Source organism: Runella sp. SP2 (assembly GCF_003711225.1).
Taxonomy (GTDB): Bacteria; Bacteroidota; Bacteroidia; order Cytophagales; family Spirosomataceae; genus Runella.
On the sequence record NZ_CP031030.1, the window covers coordinates 6,381,188 to 6,403,887 of the forward strand.

The window sequence follows — 22,700 nt, forward strand, 5'->3', positions numbered from 1 at the left end:
GTGATGAAAAACCACCTCCAAACTTTTCCCGATAGCCCCGTTGCTTTCACTATGGTAGCGATTGAAGGAAACAGGCAAGGCGACCCGTTTAAAATGAGCGATACATACCGAGTACGCTTAGACGATTTTTGGATGGGCGAATACCCCGTGACCCAAGCCTTGTGGGCCTACGTGATGCGTGATACCGATAGTGCTGACCCCTCTCGTTTTAAAGATGCCAACCGCCCTGTAGAGCGAGTTAGTTGGAATGATATTGACCAACTTTTTTTACCCAGACTTAATGATCAAACCAAAGCCCAACGCCCCGAGGGAACCTTGTACCGTTTGCCCACGGAAGCCGAATGGGAATACGCGGCACGAGGGGGAAAGTACTGGTGGGAATACCCATTTGAATACGCAGGGAGTAATAAATTAGAGGAAGTGGGTTGGTATGCAGAAAACAGTCAAAATGAAACGCAGGTAGTAGGATTAAAAACGCCGAACCTATTGGGTTTGTACGACATGAGTGGGAATGTATGGGAATGGTGTATTGATTGGTACGGTTCTTATCCAAGCTCAGCTAAGAATGTTATATCCAATCCTACAGCTACTACGGGAACGGACCGCGTGTATCGCGGCGGTAGCTGGAACCGCAACGCGCAGAACTGCCGCTCTACGTTCCGCAACAACTACTGGCCTGTGTTTCGCTTCAACGACGTCGGTCTTCGGTTGGTTCTTTCTTTCTCTGTAGTTTAGAAGGGTAAATCCCGTGAGCAAAAAAGGGTTCATTGCACCACAAAGAGCACAAAGAAATTTCTACAAAGAACGCAATGAAATGCTTTTCCTTTGTGGCCATTGTGCCCTACTTTGTGTACTTTGCGTTTAAGAAAAAGGAAGGCTAAAAACATGAGAGAAACCTATACCCAATTTAAAAATACCCCCGCCGCGTTTAAGATGCTTTGGGTGGAGGGAGGTGTATTTGAAATGGGTAGCGAAGGTGAATATTCTGATTCTTTGCCTGTTCATAAAGTTGAGGTAAATAGTTTTTGGATGGGAAAGTTTGCTGTTACTCAGGCGTTATGGACGTATGTAATGCAAGAAAATCCCTCGAAATTTAAAGGAGCAAACCGTCCCGTAGAAAATGTGTCTTATAAAGATATTATGAACGAGTTTTTGCCGAGACTGAAGAATATGACGGGGCTTGACTACCGTTTACCTACGGAAGCCGAGTGGGAATACGCAGCACGGGGTGGAAAATATGGGCAAAAATACCCTTTTGAGTACGCGGGCAGTAATAAATTGGAGGAAGTAGGCTGGTACGATAAAAACAGTCAAAATGAAACGCAGGTAGTAGGTTTGAAAACACCGAACCTCTTGGGGCTGTACGATATGAGTGGCAGTGTATGTGAGTGGTGTAGTAAGGAAGGTGATAATACAGACTTTATTGTAGACGGATTACTGTTTCGTGGCACATTTCCGTACCGTGGAGGAGGGTGGATAGATACCCAGGACAAGTGTAATTTAATACGTTCTACTAAAGATTTTTCAGGTATCTGTATTAGCTATGTCGGCTTTCGACTGGCTCTTTTATATAGCTCAGTAGAGTAAAATCCCGTGAGCAAAAAAAGGGTTCATTTTACCACAAAGGACACAAAGAAATTTGCACAAAGAACGCAATGAAAGGCATATACTTTGTGGCCATTGTGCCCTACTTTGTGTACTTTGCGTTTAAGAAAAAGAAAGGCTAGAAATATGCAAAACCCTTACACCGAATTTAAAAACACCCCCGCCGCGTTTGAGATGCTTTGGGTGGAGGGAGGTGTATTTGAAATGGGTGGTGAAAGTGTATTGGGCGATGCTTTGCCTGTGCATAGAGTAAAGATAGACTCTTTTTGGATGGGAGAGTTTGCGGTGACGCAGGCGTTATGGGCGTATGTGATGGCAGGTACAGACGAAGAAAACCTATCACGATTTAAAGACGCAAACCACCCTGTGGAAAGGGTATCTTACAATGATATTGTGTACGAGTTTTTGCCAAAATTGAAGGCTATGACAGGCCAACAGTACCGTTTGCCTACGGAAGCCGAATGGGAATACGCTGCACGAGGAGGGAAATATGGACAAAAATACCCATTTGAATACGCGGGCAGTAACAAATTGGAGGAAGTAGGCTGGTACTATGAAAATAGCCAGAATGAAACGCAGGTAGTAGGATTAAAAACGCCGAACCTATTGGGCTTGTACGATATGAGCGGGAATGTATATGAATGGTGTAGTGATTGGTATGGTTGGGATTTCTATAGTAGTTCTACAGCTAATATATCAGACAATCCTACAGGCCCTACTACGGGCTCGCACCGCGTGGGTCGCGGCGGTAGCTGGGGCCGCAATGAGAAGTACTGCCGCTCTACGTACCGCAGCAACGACTGGCCTGGGCATCGCAGCGGCGGCGTAGGTCTTCGGTTGGTTCTTTCTTTCTCTGTAGTTCAGGCGGGTAAAATCCCGTGAGCAAAAAAGAAAGCGGAATGGAGTGACAAGGCGACGCAGGGAGGAGGGACGACGACCAAGTGCCTTGTGACGAAATGAAGCGGCGGCAATACATAAATACCCGCGAAGCGGGTCGAAACTCGTTTTTGACAAAACAGAATATGGCAAGGCTCAACGAACTTACCCAAAATCTCACCCTCCAACAAGACGACGGCCCCATCACTGCCGTGCGCTTGGTGAAAGGCTACGACAACAGTTACGCGCTCAATGCCGCAGGGCACATCACGGCCTTGAGCCTTGGCAATAGCCAACTCAAGAAGTTGGTATTGGGCAAAGAAGCAGAAGCGTTAGAATACCTCTACCTCAGCGGGAGTGAGTCACTCACGGAGGTGGTTTTTGAAGTGCCTTTGCCGCAGCTTACGCATTTGTATTTGAACAATTGCGCCATCAAGCAAATCACTTTCCCTGCGGGTTTCAGGTCTTTGCAGCAAATCTATCTGCAAAAAAACGGCCTGCAACGGCTTGTTTTTGAGGGAGATTACCCATCGTTGGTATTGATGGATGTGAGTGGGAATGCCCTGACTCAACTTTCGTTGCCTCAAGGCTTTGCCAATTTGACTTACCTGTATTTAAGCGGGAATCAGTTAGTAAGCCTTGAGGCGGCTAACTTGCCGAAATTGAGCACTTTGTACCTTCAAAACAATCAATTTTCAAACCTGCCATTCCATTTTCAAAATACCCAATCAGGCGAAATACAACTGTGGTTATCCAATGCCCCTTTAGTGGCTTTAGAGTCTTTACGCCTTTCTGCTAACCCACTGCCTGATGATATTCGAGGCTTTGTCGAAAATAACGATAATTGCCTAAACGAAATCAAAGCCTATTTCAAGGATTTATCCAAAGGAGAAACGTTGGACAATGAGTACAAAACACTCATTATAGGCAATGGCAATGTTGGTAAGAGCTGTTTGGTAGAGCGTTTGGTCCACAATAGATTTAAAAACGAATGGGATTCGACTCATGGAATTTCGCTGGAACAGTTTCTACATAAAGACTACGTCTTCAACCTTTGGGATTTTGGCGGACAAGATATTTACCATGCCACGCACCGCCTTTTTATGCAGTCCAACGCCCTCTATTTGGTCTTGTGGGATTCAAAAACCGAACAGAGCGCGTTCACGGAGCATCAGATAGAAGAGAAGTGCCGTAAGTATGAGAACTATCCATTGGGTTATTGGTTAGACTACACCCACAATCAAGGCAAAAACAGCCCCGTGATGGTGGTTCAAACAAAAACAAAACGGGACGGGGAGAAAGATTTGGCTGAGATTCGGGCCGCCTATAATGACGTTTTTTCTTTTCTGAAATTTGAGCACATTGACTCTCAGGAAGACGACTGGGACGAAAACGGCTTCAACCCATTACTGACCACTATGCGTTTGGCAGCAAAGCATTTTAATCGAAAACAGCAAACGCCTAAAAACAGGGCCGAGGTACGTCAGGCATTGCGCTTAAAACAAAAAGCGGGCGAAAAATACCTTTCCTTAGACGATTATTTGATTTTGGCAGAGAAAGTCACCAATCCAATCAGTGTTTTGGAAAATTGGCTGGTCAAAACAGGAGTAGTATTTTATCGGTCGGGTTTGTTTCAGGACAGTATCATTCTGGATCAGGCTTGGGCGATTGAGGCGATTTATACAATTTTCAGAAGAACCAACGAAAAAGGCCGCCGCAACGCCACTTATTACGACATTCAAAGCCGCAATGGCAGATTCACGGGAGAGGACTTGCAGGGAATTTGGGAAGAAAAATACAGTCCAGAAGAGCAAAATTTGTTCGTAAGCTTTATGCTTTCGTGTGAAATGTGTTTTGAAATTACTTCCCAAGAACATCCTGACCTCAAAAAATGGGAAGTTCGTTTTGAGCAGAGAAGTTTTGTAGCCCCGCAGTTGATGCCCGAAAATAAGTCCAAGAGCGTAGAAGATTTTTGGGAGTGGCGTTCGAGTTGGTATTTAACCTATCGCCACGATTTTCTGCATTACGGAGTTATTCAAAGTTTTATTGTACGTACTCAAACTCTTGCCGAAATGCGGGATATATGGAAATCAGGCATCTCTTTGAAAGATACGCACGATGGAGCCGTTCATTACGCCCTGGTAGAATGTCAGGGCAATGAAATTCGGGTACGAGTGACGGCGGGAGGCAGAGTACTGCTTAATAAAATTCGGAACTTGTTTGAAAAACTGCGAGACAGCAAGGGCATAGAAACCGTCAGCCTTGACGGAGAAAATTACGTGCAGTTAGATGAATTGAAAAATCACTCCAAAGACAATCCTAAACTTAAAACAGTGCATGGAACCTGGATAGAAGCCGCTGGGTTGGAAGTTTTCTTGGAAAGAGATGAAAATGCAAGTTTTGATAAACCTAAAGAATCGGAACAGCAAAGATCAGAAAAAGAACACCCCTCAACAAAAAAAATGATAGACAACTCAACACCCCACGAAGTAACAATGGCCGAAGGCGCCCGTAAGTTTGTGCCTTTTAGTGAGATAGAAGGGAAGATTAAGATTTTGTTTTTGGCGGCTGGTACGTTAAATACAGGATTGGAAAGTCGTTTTCAAGATATTGTCAGGTTTTGGGATGAAAGTAATAAGTTTGACAAAGTCAAGGACAAACATGGTTTAGATAAGACGTTATTTAAAGGATTTCTTATCACAGAAAACCCCCATATTTTACATTATGGCGGTCACGGACATAAAGAAGGTATTATTTTAGAAAAAGGAGATTTGAAAGCAGAGACCTTAAAAAGCTACCTAAAACTATCCGCAAATGTTCAATGCGTTATCCTTAATGCTTGCAATTCGTTTGAAATAGCTATCTTAATAGCTGAATACGTACCGTATGTAGTAGCTACGCAAGCCGAAATTAATGATGATACAGCAGTCGCTTTTTCACGGGGATTTTATTTAGGTATTGCGGCTAATAAGACGATAGAAGAAGCATTTGAATTAGGGATTATCGAAATTGAGGATGAAGATTTGCCAGGAGCCGATATCCCGATTTTACTAAAAGGTATTCCGCCCAAATCATAAAAATAGTTCAACATTATGCCCAACATCATTTACGAATACCAAAACGAAAAAGGCGAAACCATTTTGGTGCAAGCCGAGGATATGCGCAGTACTTCCAATGTCCGTGGAGGCCGAGACAGCGAAGAGTCAACTATCAAAAGAGTACAAGTACGTTTTGAGGAAGCGCTAGGAACCGTAAAAGCGGCCGCAAGCGCGCTCAAAAACGTGGTAGATGAGGTAAAACCCGATGAGTTTTCGGTAGAGTTCAACCTCAAAGCTGAAGGGAAAGCGGGCTTTTTTGCCATTTGTCAGGCAGCCACGGGGGCAGAGTTTAAAATTACGTTGACGTGGAAAAAATAAGAATGAAAATAACCAATTGGCGAGTTATTGCTTTTTTTAGTGCCTATCTCGTGCTAGGCTTGGCGATTTATAAAGACTACGGTATTTCGTTTGATGAACCCATCAATCGGGCGAATGGAATCGTTTCCATCCAATATGTGGGTGAAAAGTTAGGTTTTTTAGCGCCAAGCAAAGAAATCCCCAAACTGCAAGAGTACTATGATAGAGACTACGGCGTGGTATTTGACGTCCCGCTGGTCATTGGCGAAAAAGCACTCGGTTACAATTCCGATGACAAAAGCCAACAATTGTACCACTTTCGTCACTTGATGACCTTTTTGGTTTTCTTCCTTTCTACGCTCTTTTTTTACGCCACTGCCGCCAGCATTTTTACCAATAAGTGGCTTCCGTGGCTGGGAACCCTCTTTTTGATTCTAAGCCCGAGGATATTTGCGGAGTCTTTTTACAATAGCAAAGACATTGTTTGCCTTTCGGCCTTTATCATTAGTACTTATTTTTTGCTCCAATTCCTCAAAACCTACGCTTGGAGGCCTCTGTTGTTGTTCAGCATTTGTAGTGCCATCGCCATCAATATTCGCCTAACGGGTATCATCATTCCTGCCATCGCGTTGGGGTGGGGCGTGATTGATTTGCTCCGTTTAAGAGAAAAAGCAGCTGTCATCGCCCTTAAATTAGGAGTCTATGCCCTGCTTACGGCGGCGTTTACGGTGATGTTTTGGCCGTATTTGTGGGAAGCTCCCCTTGCCAATTTTCAGTTTGCTTTTGCCAACATGAGTAAGTTTCGGGCCAACATGGAGGTGTTGTTTTTTGGCGACAGAATTCCTGCGATGGAGCTGCCGTGGTATTATATCATCGGGTATTTGATGATTACAACTCCGCTTCTTTACGTATTGTTGTGGGTACTGGGGGTAGTAAATGTACTAAAAGACAGCGTAAGGCACTTCTCGGCTTTCTGGGACAACTTTGAGCCTTGGCGCACCCAACTGACTTTTTTGGTGATAAGTACCGCTCCGTTTGCGCTCGTAATTTTGTTGAAGTCCACCTTGTACGACGGCTGGAGGCAGCTATATTTTACCTACGGCGCATTTCTGATGATAGCCTTATACGGCCTAGACTGGGTTTTTCAGTGGGGGAAACAGCAGCCTTTGGTATTGAGGGCTGGTCAAGCAATCGTACTGGTGCAATTGGTCGTGATTGGCGGGTGGATGGGACTCAACCATCCGTTTCAGCAAACCTATTTTAACGCGTTTGCGGGCGAACCCGTGGCTAAAAATTTTGAAATAGATTACTGGGGACTGTCGTACAAACAAGGGCTTGAATGGATTGTCCAACACGACAAACGTCCTCACATCAAGGTAGTAGCCAACCTGACCCCAGGGGTTTATAATCGAATGCTTTTGGACAAATCGGAGCGGGAACGGCTGGAATGTATCTATTTAAAACCCTCAGTACGCGATACGTTGAAGCGAGAAGCGTTGGAATGTGATTATTTTATAACGGAGTTTCGCTATCGGTCTGATGCTTCGCCTTATACGAAGGAGTTATACAGCATCAAGGTGGACGGTAACACCATTTTAGCAGTGTACGACGGGCATCAATTAGCGCGGTAAAAATAATCGGTATAAACTCATTCAAAAAAAGAAGCCCCTAAAACGCATTGTTTCAGGGGCTTCTTTTTTGTTTTTTACGACTTATTCGTCGGCAATCTCTGCGCCGTCAATGTTGTAGTTCAATTCGTAGATGTTATCGGCGTTCAATTTTAAGATACCACGCATGGTATGGCGCTCGTCCGTTTTGAACTTGCGTCCGTTTTTCTTGAACTTTAAGCCTACCACCGATTCAGGCCCCGCGCCACCGCAGAAGAAACAAGCACTGAATGGGAAGGCTGACAAGGCGTATAGATTTGACTCCGCATCAATGGGAAGTACATAACCTGTCAACAATATTTCTTTGCCGTTGAGTTTGTTGATGTTGGGGCCAAACGTTGGATACAACATATACACTGACTCTTCAGGATACCATTTTTTCTTGAAGGTTACATCTCGCAATGTTTCCCAAGAAATTTTGACGGGATTGTTCCCAGCTAGGGCGCGGTAACGAAACTTCGTCCCCGTTCCTTCATTTTGTTTGGCAGTGTTGGTACTTATAAAACCCGTAAAAGCGACGGTGCTTAGTAAAATAGCAACTATAAGACGTTTCATGTGTTCGTGGATGAGTTGACAGTACGTTCAATACAATTTTTTACAAATTTACGTTCCCGCCTCACGGAATCAAAACTTTATCTATCACATGAATAAGTCCGTTAGTAGCTGTGATGTCAGTTTTGGTAATATTGGCAGGTTGAGTTGGGTTTGCCCGCCCCGTAATCGTCAACCCTGTTGATTTAGAGGCAAGGGTCGCCGTGTAAGAAGCATCGAACATGTTCAAGGTAGAATTTCCCATAAAACTAGAAAAAAGCCGACTCAACATGATGTGATACGACACAATTCGCGCCAAGACAATTGGGCTAGTGGCGTTGATTTCTGCTTGCGAAAATTTCCCCGCAATCATGGCTTGATTGGTGGGTAAAAACATCGTGTAAGCAGGGTCAACGGGAAACGAACCTAACGTATCGGCGTAAAACGTGGCTAGACGAGGATCGCCCGCAATGGCCCGTCGCGTGGCCTGGCGAAATAGGCTAAAGTCAGGCGTATTTTTGATGATTTGGGCCAATGATTGCGTTGGAATCGGAATTACCCTATTGATAATATGTATCACCCCATTATTGGCCAAAATGTTTGATTTGACACTTTTGCCGTGATTAAGGTAAGGCACTCCATCGGGGTTTGATAAAAACAAGCGCGCATTCGACATCATTTTCACGGGGTTACTCAATCCAAATGGCATCGACTCTACGGGCAATGGCGAGGTAATGACGTGGTTGGTAATCAGCGCACGGACTTGCTCAGGAGGAAGAGAAGTAATGGCGCCCGCATCGGCATAACCTGATGCTTTAAATCCTTCGTCGTTGGGTGCAAAAAGCGTCACAGAACTGGTCTTAAACGCATCTTGAAGCCCCGCATGGCTAATGGCCGCGCGCAAAATGGTTAAATCTTCTTGGTCTAACAATACGTCGGAAATGCTTTTGGGCTGAGGGTCGTCTTCTTTGCAGCCTATCAAACCCACTACCAGTAACATCAAGCCCCCAATGAGTTTTTTCATCTTTCTAATTAAGTTTATAGCTGAGAATAAAAAGCCACGCCCTTGCCAATACACACGGGCATGACTTTTCACTAAACGCATAGAAAAGGCGAAAATTGTAACACTTTACGCTTGCAATAGCGCAAATTCTTTCGCGAAGTAGGTCAAAATGACCTTTGCCCCTGCCCGACGAATCGACATCAGGGTTTCTAACATCGCACGGTCGCCGTCGAGCCAGCCGTTTTGAGCAGCGGCCTTAATCATGGCATATTCTCCCGAAACATTGTAGGCCGCAATCGGTAAATCAAAGTTTTGGTTCAACGTCTTGATGACGTCCAAATACGCCAAGGCGGGCTTTACCATCAAAAAATCGGCTCCTTCTTGGTAATCGAGTTCTGCTTCAATCAGGGCTTCGCGTACGTTGGCAGGATTCATTTGGTACGTTTTTTTGTCACCAAAACGCGGCGCCGAATCAAGCGCATCGCGGAACGGGCCGTAGAAGGCACTGGCGTATTTGACCGAATAGGACATGATACTCACGTCGGTAAAGCCTTCGGCGTCAAGTGCTTCACGAATGAAACCTACGCGGCCATCCATCATATCGCTTGGGCCGAGGATGTCAGCCCCTGCACGAGCTTGAGCCACGGCCATTTTTGCCAAAATTTCGAGGGTTTCGTCGTTCAGGATTTTTCCATTTTCGACCAAGCCATCGTGCCCATCGCTGCTGTAAGGATCCATCGCCACGTCGGTCATCAATGCCAACTCAGGAAATTTGTCTTTGATGGCTTTGAGCGCATCAAGGTACAACGTTCCTTCACGGTAGCTTTCGGTGGCGTATTTGTCTTTTTTATCTTCCGAATAGTTGGGAAACAGATCAATGCACTTGATGCCCAAATCGGTAACCTCTTTCAGTTCTTCTAAAAGTGTATCGAGCGAGTGGCGGTAAATGCCTGGCATTGATTTTACTTCACTCCGTACGCCACTTCCTTCGACGATAAACATCGGGTAAATGAGGTCGTTGACGGAGAGGGTAGTTTCTTGCGCGAGCGCGCGAATGGCCGCCGACTGGCGATTGCGACGAGGGCGGCGGGTGATGGTGTAATTCATGAGCTAATTTTTGATTTTGAGCAATAATTTTGTTTGTACTACAATTTTTGTGGACACAGAGTCGCACGGAGTTTTTCACAATGTTACACAAGGTTTTTTTAGATTTCTCTGAGGAACTCTGTGTTACTCTGTGTCCCCTTTGTCATTGACTACAAAATTTGTCAGAAAGCCTAAATTTTTTAAAAGAGTTCGGTTCTATGCGAAAATACATATAACAATCCAGGTACCAGATTGTTGAGTGCGTGAAGCCCGATACTATACCCAATTCCGTAGCGCATTCGAACATAACCCAAAAAGAAACCTGAACAAAGTTGAGGCAGTGTCAGCAATACGATAAGCAAATAATGAAACAGGGTTGTATTTTCGAAATTACTGAGGTGAATAAACCCGAAGGAAATGGATGAGAAATAATAAATCCAACGAAAATGTTTTTTGAATCTTGGATAAAGCCACTCCATTATAAATGCTTGACGCGTTACTAAAACTAACATTGGCACGAATAGCATACAGAATACAACCGCCAAGACGATATAAGTATTAGGTTGAAACCACGAGGATAGGATTGGCAAAAATAAATACATTCCTATAAGACCAATCATGGGAGCAAAATTAAAGGGAGAGAGCCGTAGTGATAATCTGAAAAGACCTTCCTCTATGATGGGGGCAAATATTACCAAAAAAAATAGTGCTTGGTAAGGTGTACTATACACATGGTCTTCATGAAAATTGAGAAAAGTTAACCGCTCTATAAGTTTGGTTAGCGTAACTGAAATAATCGCTGCGAAAAAAGTAATTCCAAAATCTACTTTAAATAATTGCCATAGCCAACGCAATGGCGTTACGGAAACAGGAACTGCATGGTCAGTGTAATAAGGCTGCCGAAGAAAAGTCCAAAAACGAAGGATAATTATAAGAGAAGTATGGTTTCTAAATAGTTTTTTAAAAATCCACCTAACCAGTCCTACCGCTATCAGTACTAGGAAGAGGTAAGCGATTATTTCTGAAAGAATTTCCCGTTTCATCGCAGGGCAAGTGACGATTTTTGATGACTACCTTCTAATAAAAAAGCCCCGATAGGAGAAAAGAAATTACTCTCGTAAATGGGTGTACGAATAAATGCAGAATTTAGTAGCATTCCTTTTGAAACACATAGAGCACAATTAGAATAAACACATAGTAAACAAAGAAATCGAGCCAACGCATCGACCTTTAGATTTGTGTGCTATGTGAAAATTCTATGTGGTCTATGTGTTTAATTTTACTAATTACCTACAAAGTTTCGTACCCCCTATAAATCTATCGGTGCTAATTATTAAATATGGAATGTTGACAAAAGCACAAACTCCTGCACACGTGCGTCGATTTCGTCTTGGGTAAGGTCGATGATGCGCTCAGGGCCAAATTTTTCCACGCAAAACGACGCCATGGCCGAACCATACACAATCGCACGTTTCATGTTGGCAAAGCTAATGTCGTCGGTACTTGCCAAATACCCAATGAAGCCACCCGCGAAGGTATCACCCGCTCCCGTTGGGTCAAATACTTCTTCCAACGGCAGCGCAGGGCAGAAGAATACTTCGTCGCCTTGGAAAAGTAACGCACCGTGCTCGCCTTTTTTGATGATGAGGGTTTTAGGCCCCATCGCCATGATGGTTTTTGCGGCACGACGCAACGAGTAGTCGCCCGAAAGCATCCGCGCTTCTTCGTCGTTCACCGTCAAGCAATCTACTTTTGCAATGACCGCTTTGAGGTCTTCGAGGGCAATGTTCATCCACAAGTTCATGGTATCGAGCATCACAAACTTTGGACGGTTGTTAAGACGATCCAAAACGGCCATTTGAAGCGCGGGTACCATGTTACCCAACATCAAGTAGGTACAATCTTGGTATAAGGCAGGAATGATTGGGTCAAAATCGCCAAAAACGTTGAGTTGCGTGTCCAACGTATCGCGGCTATTCATGTCGTTGTGGTATTTACCCGACCAAAAAAATGTTTTTCCTTCTGGTTTGATTTCCAATCCTTCCGTGTTGACACCGTGTTGTTCTAAGGTCTCAATCATTTCTTTTGGAAAATCACCGCCCACAACCCCAATGATGTTGTTCTTTTTGGTGAAGTACGAAGCAGTCAGCGTGATGTAAGTAGCCGCGCCACCTACAATTTTATCGGTTTTTCCAAAAGGGGTTTCGATGGCATCAAAAGCAACCGACCCAACGGTTAGCAAACTCATAGTTTTCGTTGTTAATCAGTAAAAAATAAATGATTGTATTGTTCTAAAAAAGAAAAGGATAAAGCCATAGCAGCCTTATCCTTTTTCTTGATTTTTCATATTGTACTTATTCAGCAGCGCTTTCGAGGAAACCTTTAAATTTCTTCGCGTTTAGCACTTCTGACGACTGAGGATATTTTTCAATAAGTTCGCTATACACTTCAATAGCTTCCGTGTTTTTCTTTGCTTTTTCGTAAGCCACACCAAGCTTGATCATGTACGAAGGTGTAAAATACGCATTGGGCTTATAATCAACTGCTTTTTGGTAGTAGCTGATGGCATCCTCTACGCTATTTTTTTCCATGTAAGCGTCACCAATCAATGAGTAAGCGCGGGCTTGAACCAACAAATCAGACGAGCTGAAAGATTTCAAACGCTCAATGGCTTCGTCAAACTTACCTTGCTTCAAAAGAGCCGTACCTGCATAAAACTGCGCAAGGTTACCTGCTGGTGTCGCACCGTATTCGTCAGCGATAGTCGCCAAACCTGGGTTACCACCGCTACCTTTGAGCGCTTTGTTAAGCGAATCGGATTCAAAGGCAAAAACAGGAGCGTACAAAGCAGCTTGAGCTTGCTCATCTTGGCTACTTACGTAATAGTTATATCCGAACCATCCTGCTAGTGCAACGACAATTGCTCCCCCCGCAATCACAAAGATATTGCGGTTTTTTTCGATGCTTTTTTCAAATTTGGTTAACTCTCCTGCCAAACCTTCTGGGCTCTCTAAAAAATCAAGCCCCGAATCTGTGTCTTTATTGCTCATTACTATTGATTTTCAAATTGGAGTGCAAAATTAGGAAAACTCTTGAAACTCAAAAAGAACTCAGCTATTTTTTATACGGATTGAGCGCCTATTTAAGTGACTTCGTTCTTTTGCTCGACAACAACAGTGCCAAAAATTTCGTCAGAACAAAAAAACAGCCAAAATCTGCCCATTCTTTACTGTTCTTTTTTGACCCAACGAATCATTTTTCGCCAAATAGATTTGGATGGCGTCTCGTTGTGGTAGTAATTATTTTTCTTGCCGTAATAATCGTACGTCTGCTTGTAGCTGTACCCGTAGCCTTTCGACGAATAATAAGCCGCTGGCATGAGGTTGGCGTACAGGTCATCTTTGTAAAAATCATTGATGATAACGCCTACGTTTTTGATTTTATATTCTTCCGCAATTTGGTTGACCAACAAATACGATTCTTTGTGCGAGTACAGCCAACGAATGATGTAAATCACCAAATCGCTTTTCTTCAATAAAGGCACGTTGTCCGACACCAAACCAACGGGGGCAGTATCCACCAACACAAAATCATACTCTTGCTGAGCGTTGGCAATAAATGCCTCAAATCGCTCATTTTGAATAAGTTCAGTCGGGTTAAAAGGCGAAGGCCCCGCAGGAATAAAGTCGAGGTTTTCGATGACCGAGTGATGAATCGTCTGGTGAAAATCATCTGCCTTTCCCGACAGGTACGTGCTAAGCCCAATTTTGTTGTTGTGGTTAAAATAACGGTGCATGTTCGACCGCCGTAAGTCTGACACAACCACCAGCACTTTTTTCCCAATTTTGGTCAAAGACGTCGCCAAATTCAGCGTCACAAACGATTTGCCTTCGCCCGAAAGTTCAGATGTAATCACCAGCAATTTGCCTTGCTGACTCGGAACGTCGGTCAAAAAGCTGAGGTTGGTACGAATGCTGTTGACCGATTCAGAAAACAACGAACGGTTTTCCAAAAAGTGCAACAAATCTTTTTCATTTTGGGAGATTTTGTGCGGAAATCGCTGGATGAGCCCTAGCAAGTTGACGTGCTCAGAAGCACCAATTTTGGAAATTTCGGTAAATTTCCCGTTGGCAAAACGGGCCAAAAAAATAGAACCAAACCCAATCAATAATCCCAAAACGAGCGACACTGAAATAAGACGCGGCGCTTGTGGGTAAGTCTGGTACGCATTACTGCGGGTAAGTACCGTAAACGACGGCAAAACACCTGCTTTTACAATGGAGGTTTCAATCTCTTTGTTAATCAACAAAAGGTATATTTTTTCGTTAACATCACGGTCGTTTTGAAGATACCCAAGCTCTCGCTCTACCGATGGCAGGGCATTCATTCGGCTTTTAATTAGCGCCAAATTTTGACTGATAATGCCCAATGTACTCTCATTTTTTTGGCGCTGTACCTTGATGTTGGTGAGAATCTGCTCCCGCACGCGATCAATCTCGTCGTCGGCAGTTTTTACAATTGGGTTATTGACACTCAGGTTTTTACCAATTATATACGCTTTCCGGTCAAGAATGAGGCGATTGAGATCCGAGACTAACTTGAGAAGAACACCGTCGCTGGTACCATCCAGTCCTAGACTACCCACATTGACGGGCTCAAAACGATTGCTCAGGCTTTGTTCGAGCAAATTGATGTACGACTTTGCAATTTCTAGGGTATTTTTTTGCGCTTCAAGCTGCGTCATTTGCCCCATAACGTCCGACATAGAGGCTTGCAAACTAGGCACCGAACTGCGTTGTTTGTAACGTTCTAACTCCGACGATGCTTTTTGAAGCGCCGTCGCGTAGATTTTGATTTGTTCTTGAATAAAATTAATCGTCAGGTTAGACGACCTCTTCTTTTGTTCAAGGTTATATTCTTCGTACGATTCAATGAGTTTTTGAAGAAAATCTTGCGTAAACTGTCGGTTGTAATACGAAAACGAAACGTTTAAAATGGGTAAACTCGCTCCCTCTTCGGTTACTTTAATTCCACCGTCAAGACGCCCACGCAGGTCATTGAGGTCATTGTAAGAAAATACATAATCCTGCGAAAGCCTCTCTACAGATTTGACACTAAACGAAAGTCCTCGTACCGAAACGAGGGTATCTTTTGACAAATCGAAAGTTAGATTTTCGGTTTCGTCTTTGGTTTTGTACGTGATTACGCCTGATTGTTTGATTTCAAAAAGCCCAAACTGAAACTTATTGGGGTCATAAGAGATAAGTTGTGACGTGAAAGGCTGGTAAGGGTACACGTCATCATGACGAAAGGTAAGCTCACGATAAAAAGTAAACGGATAATTGAGTTTTTTAATCGCTCCGTTGATGACCTCTTCCGATTTAATGACATACAGTTCGGTAAGGTATTCTAAATTGGATTCATCAGACTGAATGAGGCGGTTAAGTTCGTCGAGCTCAGTTTGTTTATCGTTGTATTTTAACACCATCTCGGCCATGTAACGAGGATGGGCCACTTGAAGAAAAATAGCACACCCACCAACGGTCAAAACCAATGCTCCAATCACCCAATACCAACGACTTAGAATGACTTTAAGAATCCGCTTAACGTCAATGTCAGCAGACACTTCGGTGTATCTATCTTGTGATTGGCTCCAGTTTCCGTTTTGCATAATAGCTGTTTCCCTCTAATTTGTTTACCCCAAACGATTGAGCAAAGGTAATTGTTGTAACGTGTCAAAGTGCGGGTTTCGGCCCAAATCCTTCAATTTTTGTAAGTGATGAATCCCGTGCGCATCGGTACCAAATGCCTCATAATACCCTTTTTCTATCAATTGTTCGGCCGCTTTCCGCTCTGCCGACCCATACTGCCCCACCAACGACAGCAAATTGAGTTGAAAAGAAACCCCCCTGTTTTTTAGACTTTGCCATTCCCTCGGCTTGCCGTGCCAGTATCGGTAGCGTTCGGGATGCGCCAGCAAGGGCGTGTATCCTTTTTGTTGAATTTTTTCAATCAGTTTGTGCCCCCAAAGGCTAGGCGCCTGCATCGAAAATTCAAATAGAATATACTGGCCCTCGATGGGTAGCAGCTGATTTTCTTGAATGAGTTGGACAAAATTTTCGTCAGCATAATATTCCGCCGATGCTTCTAGCAACAAAGGAAGCGAATGGGTTTCAATGAGGGCGTTGGTTTTTGCGGCGGCGGCTCGGATGGTATCGACGGTATTTTTAAAATAATCGGCCCGAACGTGCGGCGTGGCAACAATTTTTTTGATGCCTATTTGTACGTACTCCTGCAACATTGCCAACGTTACGTTTTCGTCGAGCGCACCGTCGTCGATGCCAGGAAGCACGTGGCAATGCCAGTCACTTTCCATAAAATCAAGTGAAAAAGGAGCCGTTGCGCTAGAAGATTTTTTCTTAAAAAACGAAAACATCTGCTGCTATTTAAGTGTAAGGTATAGCCCTAAAACAACCGCAACGGCGTTGAGTCCAATAACCACTGGAGATAATATACTGGAGAATCTTTGGTTTTTAACAATCCTAAGGCTCCATTTAGAAGGCGGAACAAAGACGTAATCTCCGTCAAAAACGGGAATGTTGGCCACGGCGGGGTCGCCGAGGTTACGGATGTCATAATTGACTTCCTGCTGCACGCCTGAGCGTTTTCGTATGAGCTTAATGGTTTTTTCGGCCGTCGCAAAATCAATCCCCCCCGACATGGCAATGACCTCTCCCAGGGTCAATTTTTCATTATCAAGATAAATCATGCCTTGCTTCGCCACCGAGCCCAAGACCCTGATTTGTAGGTTGGAAATCTCAATGTCAAAAATAGGGTCGTTGATGAGGTCTTTGTAATACTGTTCAATGGCCTTGGTGGCATCCGTTTTGGTCAGTCCTGCCACTTTGACGCGTCCCACTTGTGGTAAAACGATTTGACCATGACGATCAACGGTAATCAAATACGCAGAAGCCCCTGCTTGTCCCGACGACATGGGCGTGGAAGCCACGGCGATGTTGCCACTTTGCGGAAAAATAATCTCAAGCGCGTTGAGGCTTCTGATGCGCAACCGATCTCCAGGTTTAAGGCGGTACTCTGTTGTATCTGACAACAACTCAGACTGAACACCAATCGTCTGAGTAGGTTTTGTGGTATCTGAGGTGCTTTTTTGGGCGTACAGAGGGCCACAAAAAAGCAGAAGCAAAACGATAAAACGCATAGCAAAAAATAGTGAGGAGGGATAACCTCGAAACAAAAATACGTAAATTGCCCGCCTGTCCAAAATACCCGATGTATGCTAAAACCTTTCTACCATGCCGAACTCACCGAAGCGGGCCTCGACGAAGTGGGGCGAGGCTGCCTAGCGGGTCCTGTGGTAGCAGCGGCCGTGATTCTTCCCAAAGACTACACCAACGAACTGCTTAACGACTCGAAGCAGTTGAATAAAAATCAACGCGAAGCCCTTCGCAACGACATACAAGAGGCCGCCTTGGCTTGGGCCATCGCGGAAGTTTCTAACGAAGAAATTGACAAAATTAACATCCTCAGAGCCAGCTTTTTGGCCATGCACCGCGCCGTGGATCAGTTGGCGCTACGCCCCGAGCATTTGTTGGTGGACGGAAATCGCTTTACGCCTTACCCGTTTTTACCCCACACCTGCATCGTCAAAGGCGACGCCAAGTTTATGAGCATTGCGGCGGCTTCGGTACTGGCCAAAACCTACCGCGACGACCTCATGGAGCGCCTCGCGGTGGAGTTTCCGCACTATGGTTGGGAAAGAAATGTAGGCTACCCCACGCCCGTGCATCGGGCAGGCATTCGAGAGTTTGGTCCCTGTTCTTACCATCGGATGTCGTTTCGATTGTTGTAATTTTTGCTTTCAAATTGAACATTGACGATATTTAACACAACCACTGTCACTTCGCAATGATGAAGTGCTTTGTTGTGGTTTGCTTTCAAATTGAACATTGACGATATTTAACACAACAAAACTTTCAACTACAATAGAGAAGGTTGAGTTGTGGTTTGCTTTCAAATTGAACATTGACGATATTTAACACAACCGCAACCTCGCAGAACATAACCGTGGGTAGGTTGTGGTTTGCTTTCAAATTGAACATTGACGATATTTAACACAACAGAAGGGCAGAAAGTAGAAGCAATTCGCGAGTTGTGGTTTGCTTTCAAATTGAACATTGACGATATTTAACACAACTCAATGGAAGCTTTTTACGAAATGTTCTGGGTTGTGGTTTGCTTTCAAATTGAACATTGACGATATTTAACACAACAGGGCCTTATTCAGAATTACAGAAGTTGGTTGTGGTTTGCTTTCAAATTGAACATTGACGATATTTAACACAACAGGCGAAGCGCACGTAAGAGCATAAGACTAGTTGTGGTTTGCTTTCAAATTGAACATTGACGATATTTAACACAACAGAAGGGCAGAAAGTAGAAGCAATTCGCGAGTTGTGGTTTGCTTTCAAATTGAACATTGACGATATTTAACACAACATAAGGATGCACTACAAACGCTGTAATAAGTTGTGGTTTGCTTTCAAATTGAACATTGACGATATTTAACACAACTGTTTTTACGTCGGAGGATGCCCATTTAAGTGTGCTAACCGCTAATTATTGGACACGTAAATGATAGAAAGTTAGAGACTGTAAGCACAGATTTTAGTCTTATTTTGCGTTAATTCTTTCATATCAATGTTATGTTTGAGCAAATACTTGTAAGGACTTTGGAAAGCAATTCCTCCATGTATCCTCTCAAAATTATAGAAGTTTCTAAAGTCTTCCAATGTTTTTCGAGCATGCTTCAAATCGTTAAACTCAAACCTTTGACAGACACAACTTTCCATAATGGAATGATAGGCTTCGATGTGCGCGGGAGTGTAATATAAACTCTGTCTAGTGGTTAATTTGGGTCAAATTTAGTTTTTCTTTTCGATTTCAAATGCTTTTTTGATTTGTTATTGGATTTGTCAAGGGCGGCTGAGGTACGAGGCCGTTTATATACCCTTGACAAATCCAATAACAGGCTATTTTTGCGTTTTACAATTGAAAGGAAAACTACAGGTCTATTCGCATTCTATCACCAAACTTAATGTGTAATTGTTGGGCGGTAAGTGCCCAATTTTGCAAAGGAGACGTCCATTTTCGGCTTATATTTTCAACGGCCAAGTAAATCAATTTAAGTAGAGCCATGTCAGTTGGGAAAGCGCCTTTGGTCTTGGTAATTTTACGGACTTGCCTGTGAAATCCTTCTACTGCATTGGTGGTATAGATGAGCTTTCTAATATGCTCATCATAAGCAAAATAGGTGGATAATTTATGCCAGTTCTTCTGCCATGATTTAAGCACGACTGGATATTTTACCCCCCATTTATCTTCAAGTTTTTTCAATTCCAATTCAGCTTTGTCTTTGGTAGGAGCCTGATAGACTGTTTTTAAGTCCTGCATAAAGGCCTTTTGGTCTTTGGAGGCCACATATTTAAGCGAGTTGCGTATCTGGTGAATGATGCAAGTCTGAACCTCAGCTTGAGGGAAACAAGCCAATATTGCCTCCGAGAAGCCAGCGAGGTTATCCGTACAGGCTATCAAAATATCTTTTACCCCTCTGGATTTTAAATCTGTAAGCACCGATAACCAAAAATTGGCACCTTCGCTTTCGGAGACATACATACCAATCAAATCTTTGTAGCCATGTCGATTAACTCCCAATACATTATAAACAGCACGAGTAACAACTCGACCACCTTCCCTTACCTTGTAGTGCATGGCGTCTAACCAAACAATGGTATAGAGACTTTCCAAAGGCCTACTCTGCCACTCTTTGACCTGCGGAATTACACGTTCGGTAATCTCGGAAAGGGTAGAATGAGATATTTCCACATCATACATTTGTTGGATATGATCGGATATATCTCGCAAACTCATCCCCTTACTATAGAGTCCGATGATTTGAGGGGCAAGGTTATCAGCTAAAACTGTTTCGCGTTTCTTGACGATTTGAGGAGTAAATGTGCTCTTTCGATCTTGGGGAGTACTCAAAATAATCTCACCAGAGGTGGTTTTGAGACGCTTGCTGCCTTTGCCATTGCGCTTGTTGCCTGATTCTCGCTCCTGTTCATCAAGATGAGCATTCATTTCCGACTCTAGCGCACTTTCTAAAAATTGTTGAAGTAAGGGAGCGAAAACCCCATTCTTGCCAGTTAATGATTGTCCCTTCATTAACTGCTCCAGCGCTTTGTCGCGCATCTGTTCAAATTCTGTCTTTTCCATTGTTCTGTCTTAAAGTTAAAACTTTTAGACAGAGTTCAGTTTACAGTCTCATGTGCGCATCTTGTTGTGGTGTTGCAGGTTTTGTGAATTCTTGTTTAACTTGTTTATCTCGAAAATATTTTTGGACTTCAGTGGCTACAAACTGGCTGCCATTATCACTCCTTACGCAGACTCCTGTAGGTAATTCGTAACTTTCAAAGAGGCTATCAAATAATGAAATGACATCCTCTTTCCTGATGGTAAAAGCACAATATTGGCCTAAATTCCACCTTGAATTTACATCTAACACCGTCAATACCTGCATACTTCTCTTTTTCCCTGATACCCAGACATACTTTATATCGAACTCCCAGTAATCGAATGGGATTTGAGTCTGTGGAATCAAATTTTTTACCCAATTACGCTTCCCCATTTTAGAACTAATAGCGTACCTGCTTTGAAGTAAACCACTCTCTTTCATTAGTTTATAAACAGAATGCTTACTTACTCTAAAACCTAATTCATCTCTCAGGTAGATATAGGCTTTGTAATAACCATAATCAACAAAGGGTTTTTCAAACAGTTCTTTCAACGTTTCAATCACATGATATGCCTCTATTTTACCACCTTCTTCATTGAGAAATTCGGCATATGGTTTGCGCCCAGATTTGCCTAAAGTAGCTTTGTAATAATAACTGCTTCTGGCGATAAAACAGGATTTTAGAACGGTTTTAATACTACCTCCTGAAAGAATAAATTCATTGGCTACTTCCAAGCGAATTTGCTTACTTAAAGGCTTTTTTTTAACAAAGCATCCTTGATTCTAAGTGATAATTCTTTCTCAGCGATGATCTCTTTATAAGCTTGAATCTCCCGCTGAAAGCGAAGAATTTCTTTGTCCTTATTAGAGTTACTAACACCCGATGGGTTTGAAAAACCTCCTTTTTCGTAGTGGGAGACCCAGTTATAAATGTTCGCACTGGAGACGTTAAACTCCTTAGAAGCCTTAGCAGCTCCGTGTTCTTTGTAGTACTTCACTATGGTCAGTTTTTCCTCCTGACTCCATGATTTTTGATGTTTTCCCATTGAATCACAAATTTAAAAGTTGTACCCTAATTTGTGTCCAACTTTTTAGCGGGCTAGATTCTAAGTTGTGGTTTGCTTTCAAATTGAACATTGACGATATTTAACACAACGCTTGAGCAAGAACTTATGCGCCCAAACAGTTGTGGTTTGCTTTCAAATTGAACATTGACGATATTTAACACAACCGGGGGGGCGGTTTCGGAGGCGTCGGAAGTAGTTGTGGTTTGCTTTCAAATTGAACATTGACGATATTTAACACAACCTCTTCTGCTTAGCTATGCAGTACGAATCGGTTGTGGTTTGCTTTCAAATTGAACATTGACGATATTTAACACAACCGACGAACTAACTCCAAAAAAACTAAGAGAGTTGTGGTTTGCTTTCAAATTGAACATTGACGATATTTAACACAACTTGTGCAGACAACGAACATAGTCATTGTGCGTTGTGGTTTGCTTTCAAATTGAACATTGACGATATTTAACACAACTGCCGCCGCTAAGCAAAGGATACATTTCTGGTTGTGGTTTGCTTTCAAATTGAACATTGACGATATTTAACACAACAATTGGGTACACTATCGAAGACCCTGAAAGGTTGTGGTTTGCTTTCAAATTGAACATTGACGATATTTAACACAACTTACTCAGCAGTCAGGAAAAACGTCAGCTTGTTGTGGTTTGCTTTCAAATTGAACATTGACGATATTTAACACAACCCAAGAGAGATTTTAGAGAAAGCCATGGCCGGTTGTGGTTTGCTTTCAAATTGAACATTGACGATATTTAACACAACCTTCGAGTAAAAGATTAACCGCTACGCTCGGTTGTGGTTTGCTTTCAAATTGAACATTGACGATATTTAACACAACCGCTGGTGTCGGAGTACAATAAGCTCACGGGTTGTGGTTTGCTTTCAAATTGAACATTGACGATATTTAACACAACAGAACGTTATTTATCGTTCAGTAAATCAACAAGTTGCCAAGTTTTGACAAATTAAAAAAGAGTAAGTTGTTTAGACGTTATTTTCAAGAATAAAAGAGTGGTACGCATAAATCTGAAATACATTTTTTCAAATTTTTACCCGCAGATTTCGCAGATTGATAGCCGCAGATAAACGCTGACGAATAGCTTCATAAAATACCTTTTCAGCGAAAATCTGCGTTTATACTATTCA

General features: G+C 43.1%; 18 protein-coding genes, 1 pseudogene and 2 CRISPR repeat arrays. Of the genes and pseudogenes, 7 read left to right on the top strand and 12 right to left on the bottom strand.

Going from position 1 to position 22,700, the window contains the following annotated elements; genetic code table 11:
• The first annotated feature begins 3 nt into the window (after positions 1-3).
• The 6 genes from DTQ70_RS25670 (at position 4) to DTQ70_RS25695 (ending at position 7,507) form a co-directional block, all read left to right on the top strand.
• Entirely contained in the window at positions 4-735 is a 732-nt protein-coding gene (locus DTQ70_RS25670) for a formylglycine-generating enzyme family protein (RefSeq protein ID WP_122933442.1), read from the top strand.
• A 150-nt stretch (positions 736-885) separates the two neighbouring features.
• Positions 886-1,587 carry an SUMF1/EgtB/PvdO family nonheme iron enzyme gene (locus DTQ70_RS25675; RefSeq protein WP_122933443.1) on the top strand — a complete coding sequence of 234 codons (702 nt, stop codon included), beginning with the start codon at positions 886-888 and terminating at the stop codon, positions 1,585-1,587.
• A gap of 144 nt (positions 1,588-1,731) precedes the next feature.
• Positions 1,732-2,487, top strand: coding sequence for a formylglycine-generating enzyme family protein (locus tag DTQ70_RS25680; RefSeq protein ID WP_122933444.1), 756 nt, complete (start codon positions 1,732-1,734; stop codon positions 2,485-2,487).
• A 140-nt stretch (positions 2,488-2,627) separates the two neighbouring features.
• Positions 2,628-5,558: a COR domain-containing protein gene (locus tag DTQ70_RS25685; RefSeq protein ID WP_164490209.1), complete on the top strand. Its 2,931-nt coding sequence runs from the start codon at positions 2,628-2,630 to the stop codon at positions 5,556-5,558.
• A gap of 15 nt (positions 5,559-5,573) precedes the next feature.
• Positions 5,574-5,897, top strand: coding sequence for a CU044_2847 family protein (locus DTQ70_RS25690; RefSeq protein ID WP_122933446.1), 324 nt, complete (start codon positions 5,574-5,576; stop codon positions 5,895-5,897).
• 2 nt (positions 5,898-5,899) lie between these two features.
• Positions 5,900-7,507 (top strand): glycosyltransferase family 39 protein, encoded by a 1,608-nt coding sequence (locus tag DTQ70_RS25695; RefSeq protein WP_122933447.1) that lies wholly within the window; start codon positions 5,900-5,902, stop codon positions 7,505-7,507.
• Positions 7,508-7,588: 81 nt separating this feature from the next.
• On the opposite strand, the gene DTQ70_RS25700 is transcribed toward DTQ70_RS25695, so the two are convergent.
• The 9 genes from DTQ70_RS25700 to DTQ70_RS25740 all read right to left on the bottom strand — a co-directional run bounded on the left by DTQ70_RS25700 (position 7,589) and on the right by DTQ70_RS25740 (position 17,382).
• The gene (locus DTQ70_RS25700) at positions 7,589-8,098 is read right to left on the bottom strand and encodes a DUF3299 domain-containing protein (RefSeq protein ID WP_122933448.1); all 510 of its coding nucleotides are present in this window, start codon (positions 8,096-8,098) and stop codon (positions 7,589-7,591) included.
• A gap of 61 nt (positions 8,099-8,159) precedes the next feature.
• Complete coding sequence (locus DTQ70_RS25705) at positions 8,160-9,098, bottom strand: fasciclin domain-containing protein (RefSeq protein ID WP_164490210.1); 939 nt, start codon at positions 9,096-9,098, stop codon at positions 8,160-8,162.
• 105 nt (positions 9,099-9,203) lie between these two features.
• Positions 9,204-10,184, bottom strand: coding sequence for a porphobilinogen synthase (hemB, locus tag DTQ70_RS25710; protein ID WP_122933450.1), 981 nt, complete (start codon positions 10,182-10,184; stop codon positions 9,204-9,206).
• A 179-nt stretch (positions 10,185-10,363) separates the two neighbouring features.
• Positions 10,364-11,206 (bottom strand): type II CAAX prenyl endopeptidase Rce1 family protein, encoded by an 843-nt coding sequence (locus DTQ70_RS25715; RefSeq protein ID WP_122933451.1) that lies wholly within the window; start codon positions 11,204-11,206, stop codon positions 10,364-10,366.
• Positions 11,207-11,496: 290 nt separating this feature from the next.
• Positions 11,497-12,411: a PfkB family carbohydrate kinase gene (locus DTQ70_RS25720; protein ID WP_122933452.1), complete on the bottom strand. Its 915-nt coding sequence runs from the start codon at positions 12,409-12,411 to the stop codon at positions 11,497-11,499.
• 106 nt (positions 12,412-12,517) lie between these two features.
• Positions 12,518-13,213 (bottom strand): tetratricopeptide repeat protein, encoded by a 696-nt coding sequence (locus DTQ70_RS25725; protein ID WP_122933453.1) that lies wholly within the window; start codon positions 13,211-13,213, stop codon positions 12,518-12,520.
• A gap of 176 nt (positions 13,214-13,389) precedes the next feature.
• On the bottom strand, positions 13,390-15,834 hold the full coding sequence (locus DTQ70_RS25730; protein ID WP_122933454.1) for a polysaccharide biosynthesis tyrosine autokinase: 2,445 nt from the start codon (positions 15,832-15,834) through the stop codon (positions 13,390-13,392).
• Positions 15,835-15,858: 24 nt separating this feature from the next.
• Positions 15,859-16,599 carry a tyrosine-protein phosphatase gene (locus DTQ70_RS25735; RefSeq protein ID WP_122933455.1) on the bottom strand — a complete coding sequence of 247 codons (741 nt, stop codon included), beginning with the start codon at positions 16,597-16,599 and terminating at the stop codon, positions 15,859-15,861.
• Positions 16,600-16,605: 6 nt separating this feature from the next.
• The gene (locus DTQ70_RS25740; protein WP_122933456.1) at positions 16,606-17,382 is read right to left on the bottom strand and encodes a polysaccharide biosynthesis/export family protein; all 777 of its coding nucleotides are present in this window, start codon (positions 17,380-17,382) and stop codon (positions 16,606-16,608) included.
• 75 nt (positions 17,383-17,457) lie between these two features.
• On the opposite strand from DTQ70_RS25740, the pseudogene DTQ70_RS25745 reads away from it, so the two are divergent.
• A pseudogene (locus DTQ70_RS25745) lies at positions 17,458-17,967 on the top strand (ribonuclease HII); the annotation flags it as partial.
• Positions 17,968-18,028: 61 nt separating this feature from the next.
• A CRISPR array of direct repeats spans positions 18,029-18,755; the repeat unit is 46 nt; unit sequence GTTGTGGTTTGCTTTCAAATTGAACATTGACGATATTTAACACAAC.
• 489 nt (positions 18,756-19,244) lie between these two features.
• On the opposite strand, the gene DTQ70_RS25755 reads toward DTQ70_RS25745, so the two are convergent.
• From DTQ70_RS25755 to DTQ70_RS25765, 3 genes are all read right to left on the bottom strand, one after another.
• Positions 19,245-20,432, bottom strand: a complete 1,188-nt coding sequence (locus tag DTQ70_RS25755) for an IS256 family transposase (RefSeq protein WP_229600163.1) — start codon at positions 20,430-20,432, stop codon at positions 19,245-19,247.
• Between the two features lie 64 nt (positions 20,433-20,496).
• Entirely contained in the window at positions 20,497-21,210 is a 714-nt protein-coding gene (locus DTQ70_RS25760) for a DDE-type integrase/transposase/recombinase (RefSeq protein WP_122933460.1), read from the bottom strand.
• Between the two features lie 14 nt (positions 21,211-21,224).
• Positions 21,225-21,521 (bottom strand): transposase, encoded by a 297-nt coding sequence (locus DTQ70_RS25765; RefSeq protein ID WP_122933461.1) that lies wholly within the window; start codon positions 21,519-21,521, stop codon positions 21,225-21,227.
• Positions 21,522-21,585: 64 nt separating this feature from the next.
• Positions 21,586-22,468: direct repeats of the CRISPR family, unit length 46 nt; unit sequence GTTGTGGTTTGCTTTCAAATTGAACATTGACGATATTTAACACAAC.
• Positions 22,469-22,700: the final 232 nt, after the last annotated feature.

Bases quoted from the DNA above. Each gene is read 5' to 3' on its own strand.
- DTQ70_RS25670 (WP_122933442.1), top strand. From the start codon at position 4: ATGAAAAACCACCTCCAAACTTTTCCCGATAGCCCCGTTGCTTTCACT.
- DTQ70_RS25675 (WP_122933443.1), top strand. From the start codon at position 886: ATGAGAGAAACCTATACCCAATTTAAAAATACCCCCGCCGCGTTTAAG.
- DTQ70_RS25680 (WP_122933444.1), top strand. From the start codon at position 1,732: ATGCAAAACCCTTACACCGAATTTAAAAACACCCCCGCCGCGTTTGAG.
- DTQ70_RS25685 (WP_164490209.1), top strand. From the start codon at position 2,628: ATGGCAAGGCTCAACGAACTTACCCAAAATCTCACCCTCCAACAAGAC.
- DTQ70_RS25690 (WP_122933446.1), top strand. From the start codon at position 5,574: ATGCCCAACATCATTTACGAATACCAAAACGAAAAAGGCGAAACCATT.
- DTQ70_RS25695 (WP_122933447.1), top strand. From the start codon at position 5,900: ATGAAAATAACCAATTGGCGAGTTATTGCTTTTTTTAGTGCCTATCTC.
- DTQ70_RS25700 (WP_122933448.1), bottom strand. From the start codon at position 8,098: ATGAAACGTCTTATAGTTGCTATTTTACTAAGCACCGTCGCTTTTACG.
- DTQ70_RS25705 (WP_164490210.1), bottom strand. From the start codon at position 9,098: ATGAAAAAACTCATTGGGGGCTTGATGTTACTGGTAGTGGGTTTGATA.
- hemB (WP_122933450.1), bottom strand. From the start codon at position 10,184: ATGAATTACACCATCACCCGCCGCCCTCGTCGCAATCGCCAGTCGGCG.
- DTQ70_RS25715 (WP_122933451.1), bottom strand. From the start codon at position 11,206: ATGAAACGGGAAATTCTTTCAGAAATAATCGCTTACCTCTTCCTAGTA.
- DTQ70_RS25720 (WP_122933452.1), bottom strand. From the start codon at position 12,411: ATGAGTTTGCTAACCGTTGGGTCGGTTGCTTTTGATGCCATCGAAACC.
- DTQ70_RS25725 (WP_122933453.1), bottom strand. From the start codon at position 13,213: ATGAGCAATAAAGACACAGATTCGGGGCTTGATTTTTTAGAGAGCCCA.
- DTQ70_RS25730 (WP_122933454.1), bottom strand. From the start codon at position 15,834: ATGCAAAACGGAAACTGGAGCCAATCACAAGATAGATACACCGAAGTG.
- DTQ70_RS25735 (WP_122933455.1), bottom strand. From the start codon at position 16,599: ATGTTTTCGTTTTTTAAGAAAAAATCTTCTAGCGCAACGGCTCCTTTT.
- DTQ70_RS25740 (WP_122933456.1), bottom strand. From the start codon at position 17,382: ATGCGTTTTATCGTTTTGCTTCTGCTTTTTTGTGGCCCTCTGTACGCC.
- DTQ70_RS25755 (WP_229600163.1), bottom strand. From the start codon at position 20,432: ATGCGCGACAAAGCGCTGGAGCAGTTAATGAAGGGACAATCATTAACT.
- DTQ70_RS25765 (WP_122933461.1), bottom strand. From the start codon at position 21,521: ATGGGAAAACATCAAAAATCATGGAGTCAGGAGGAAAAACTGACCATA.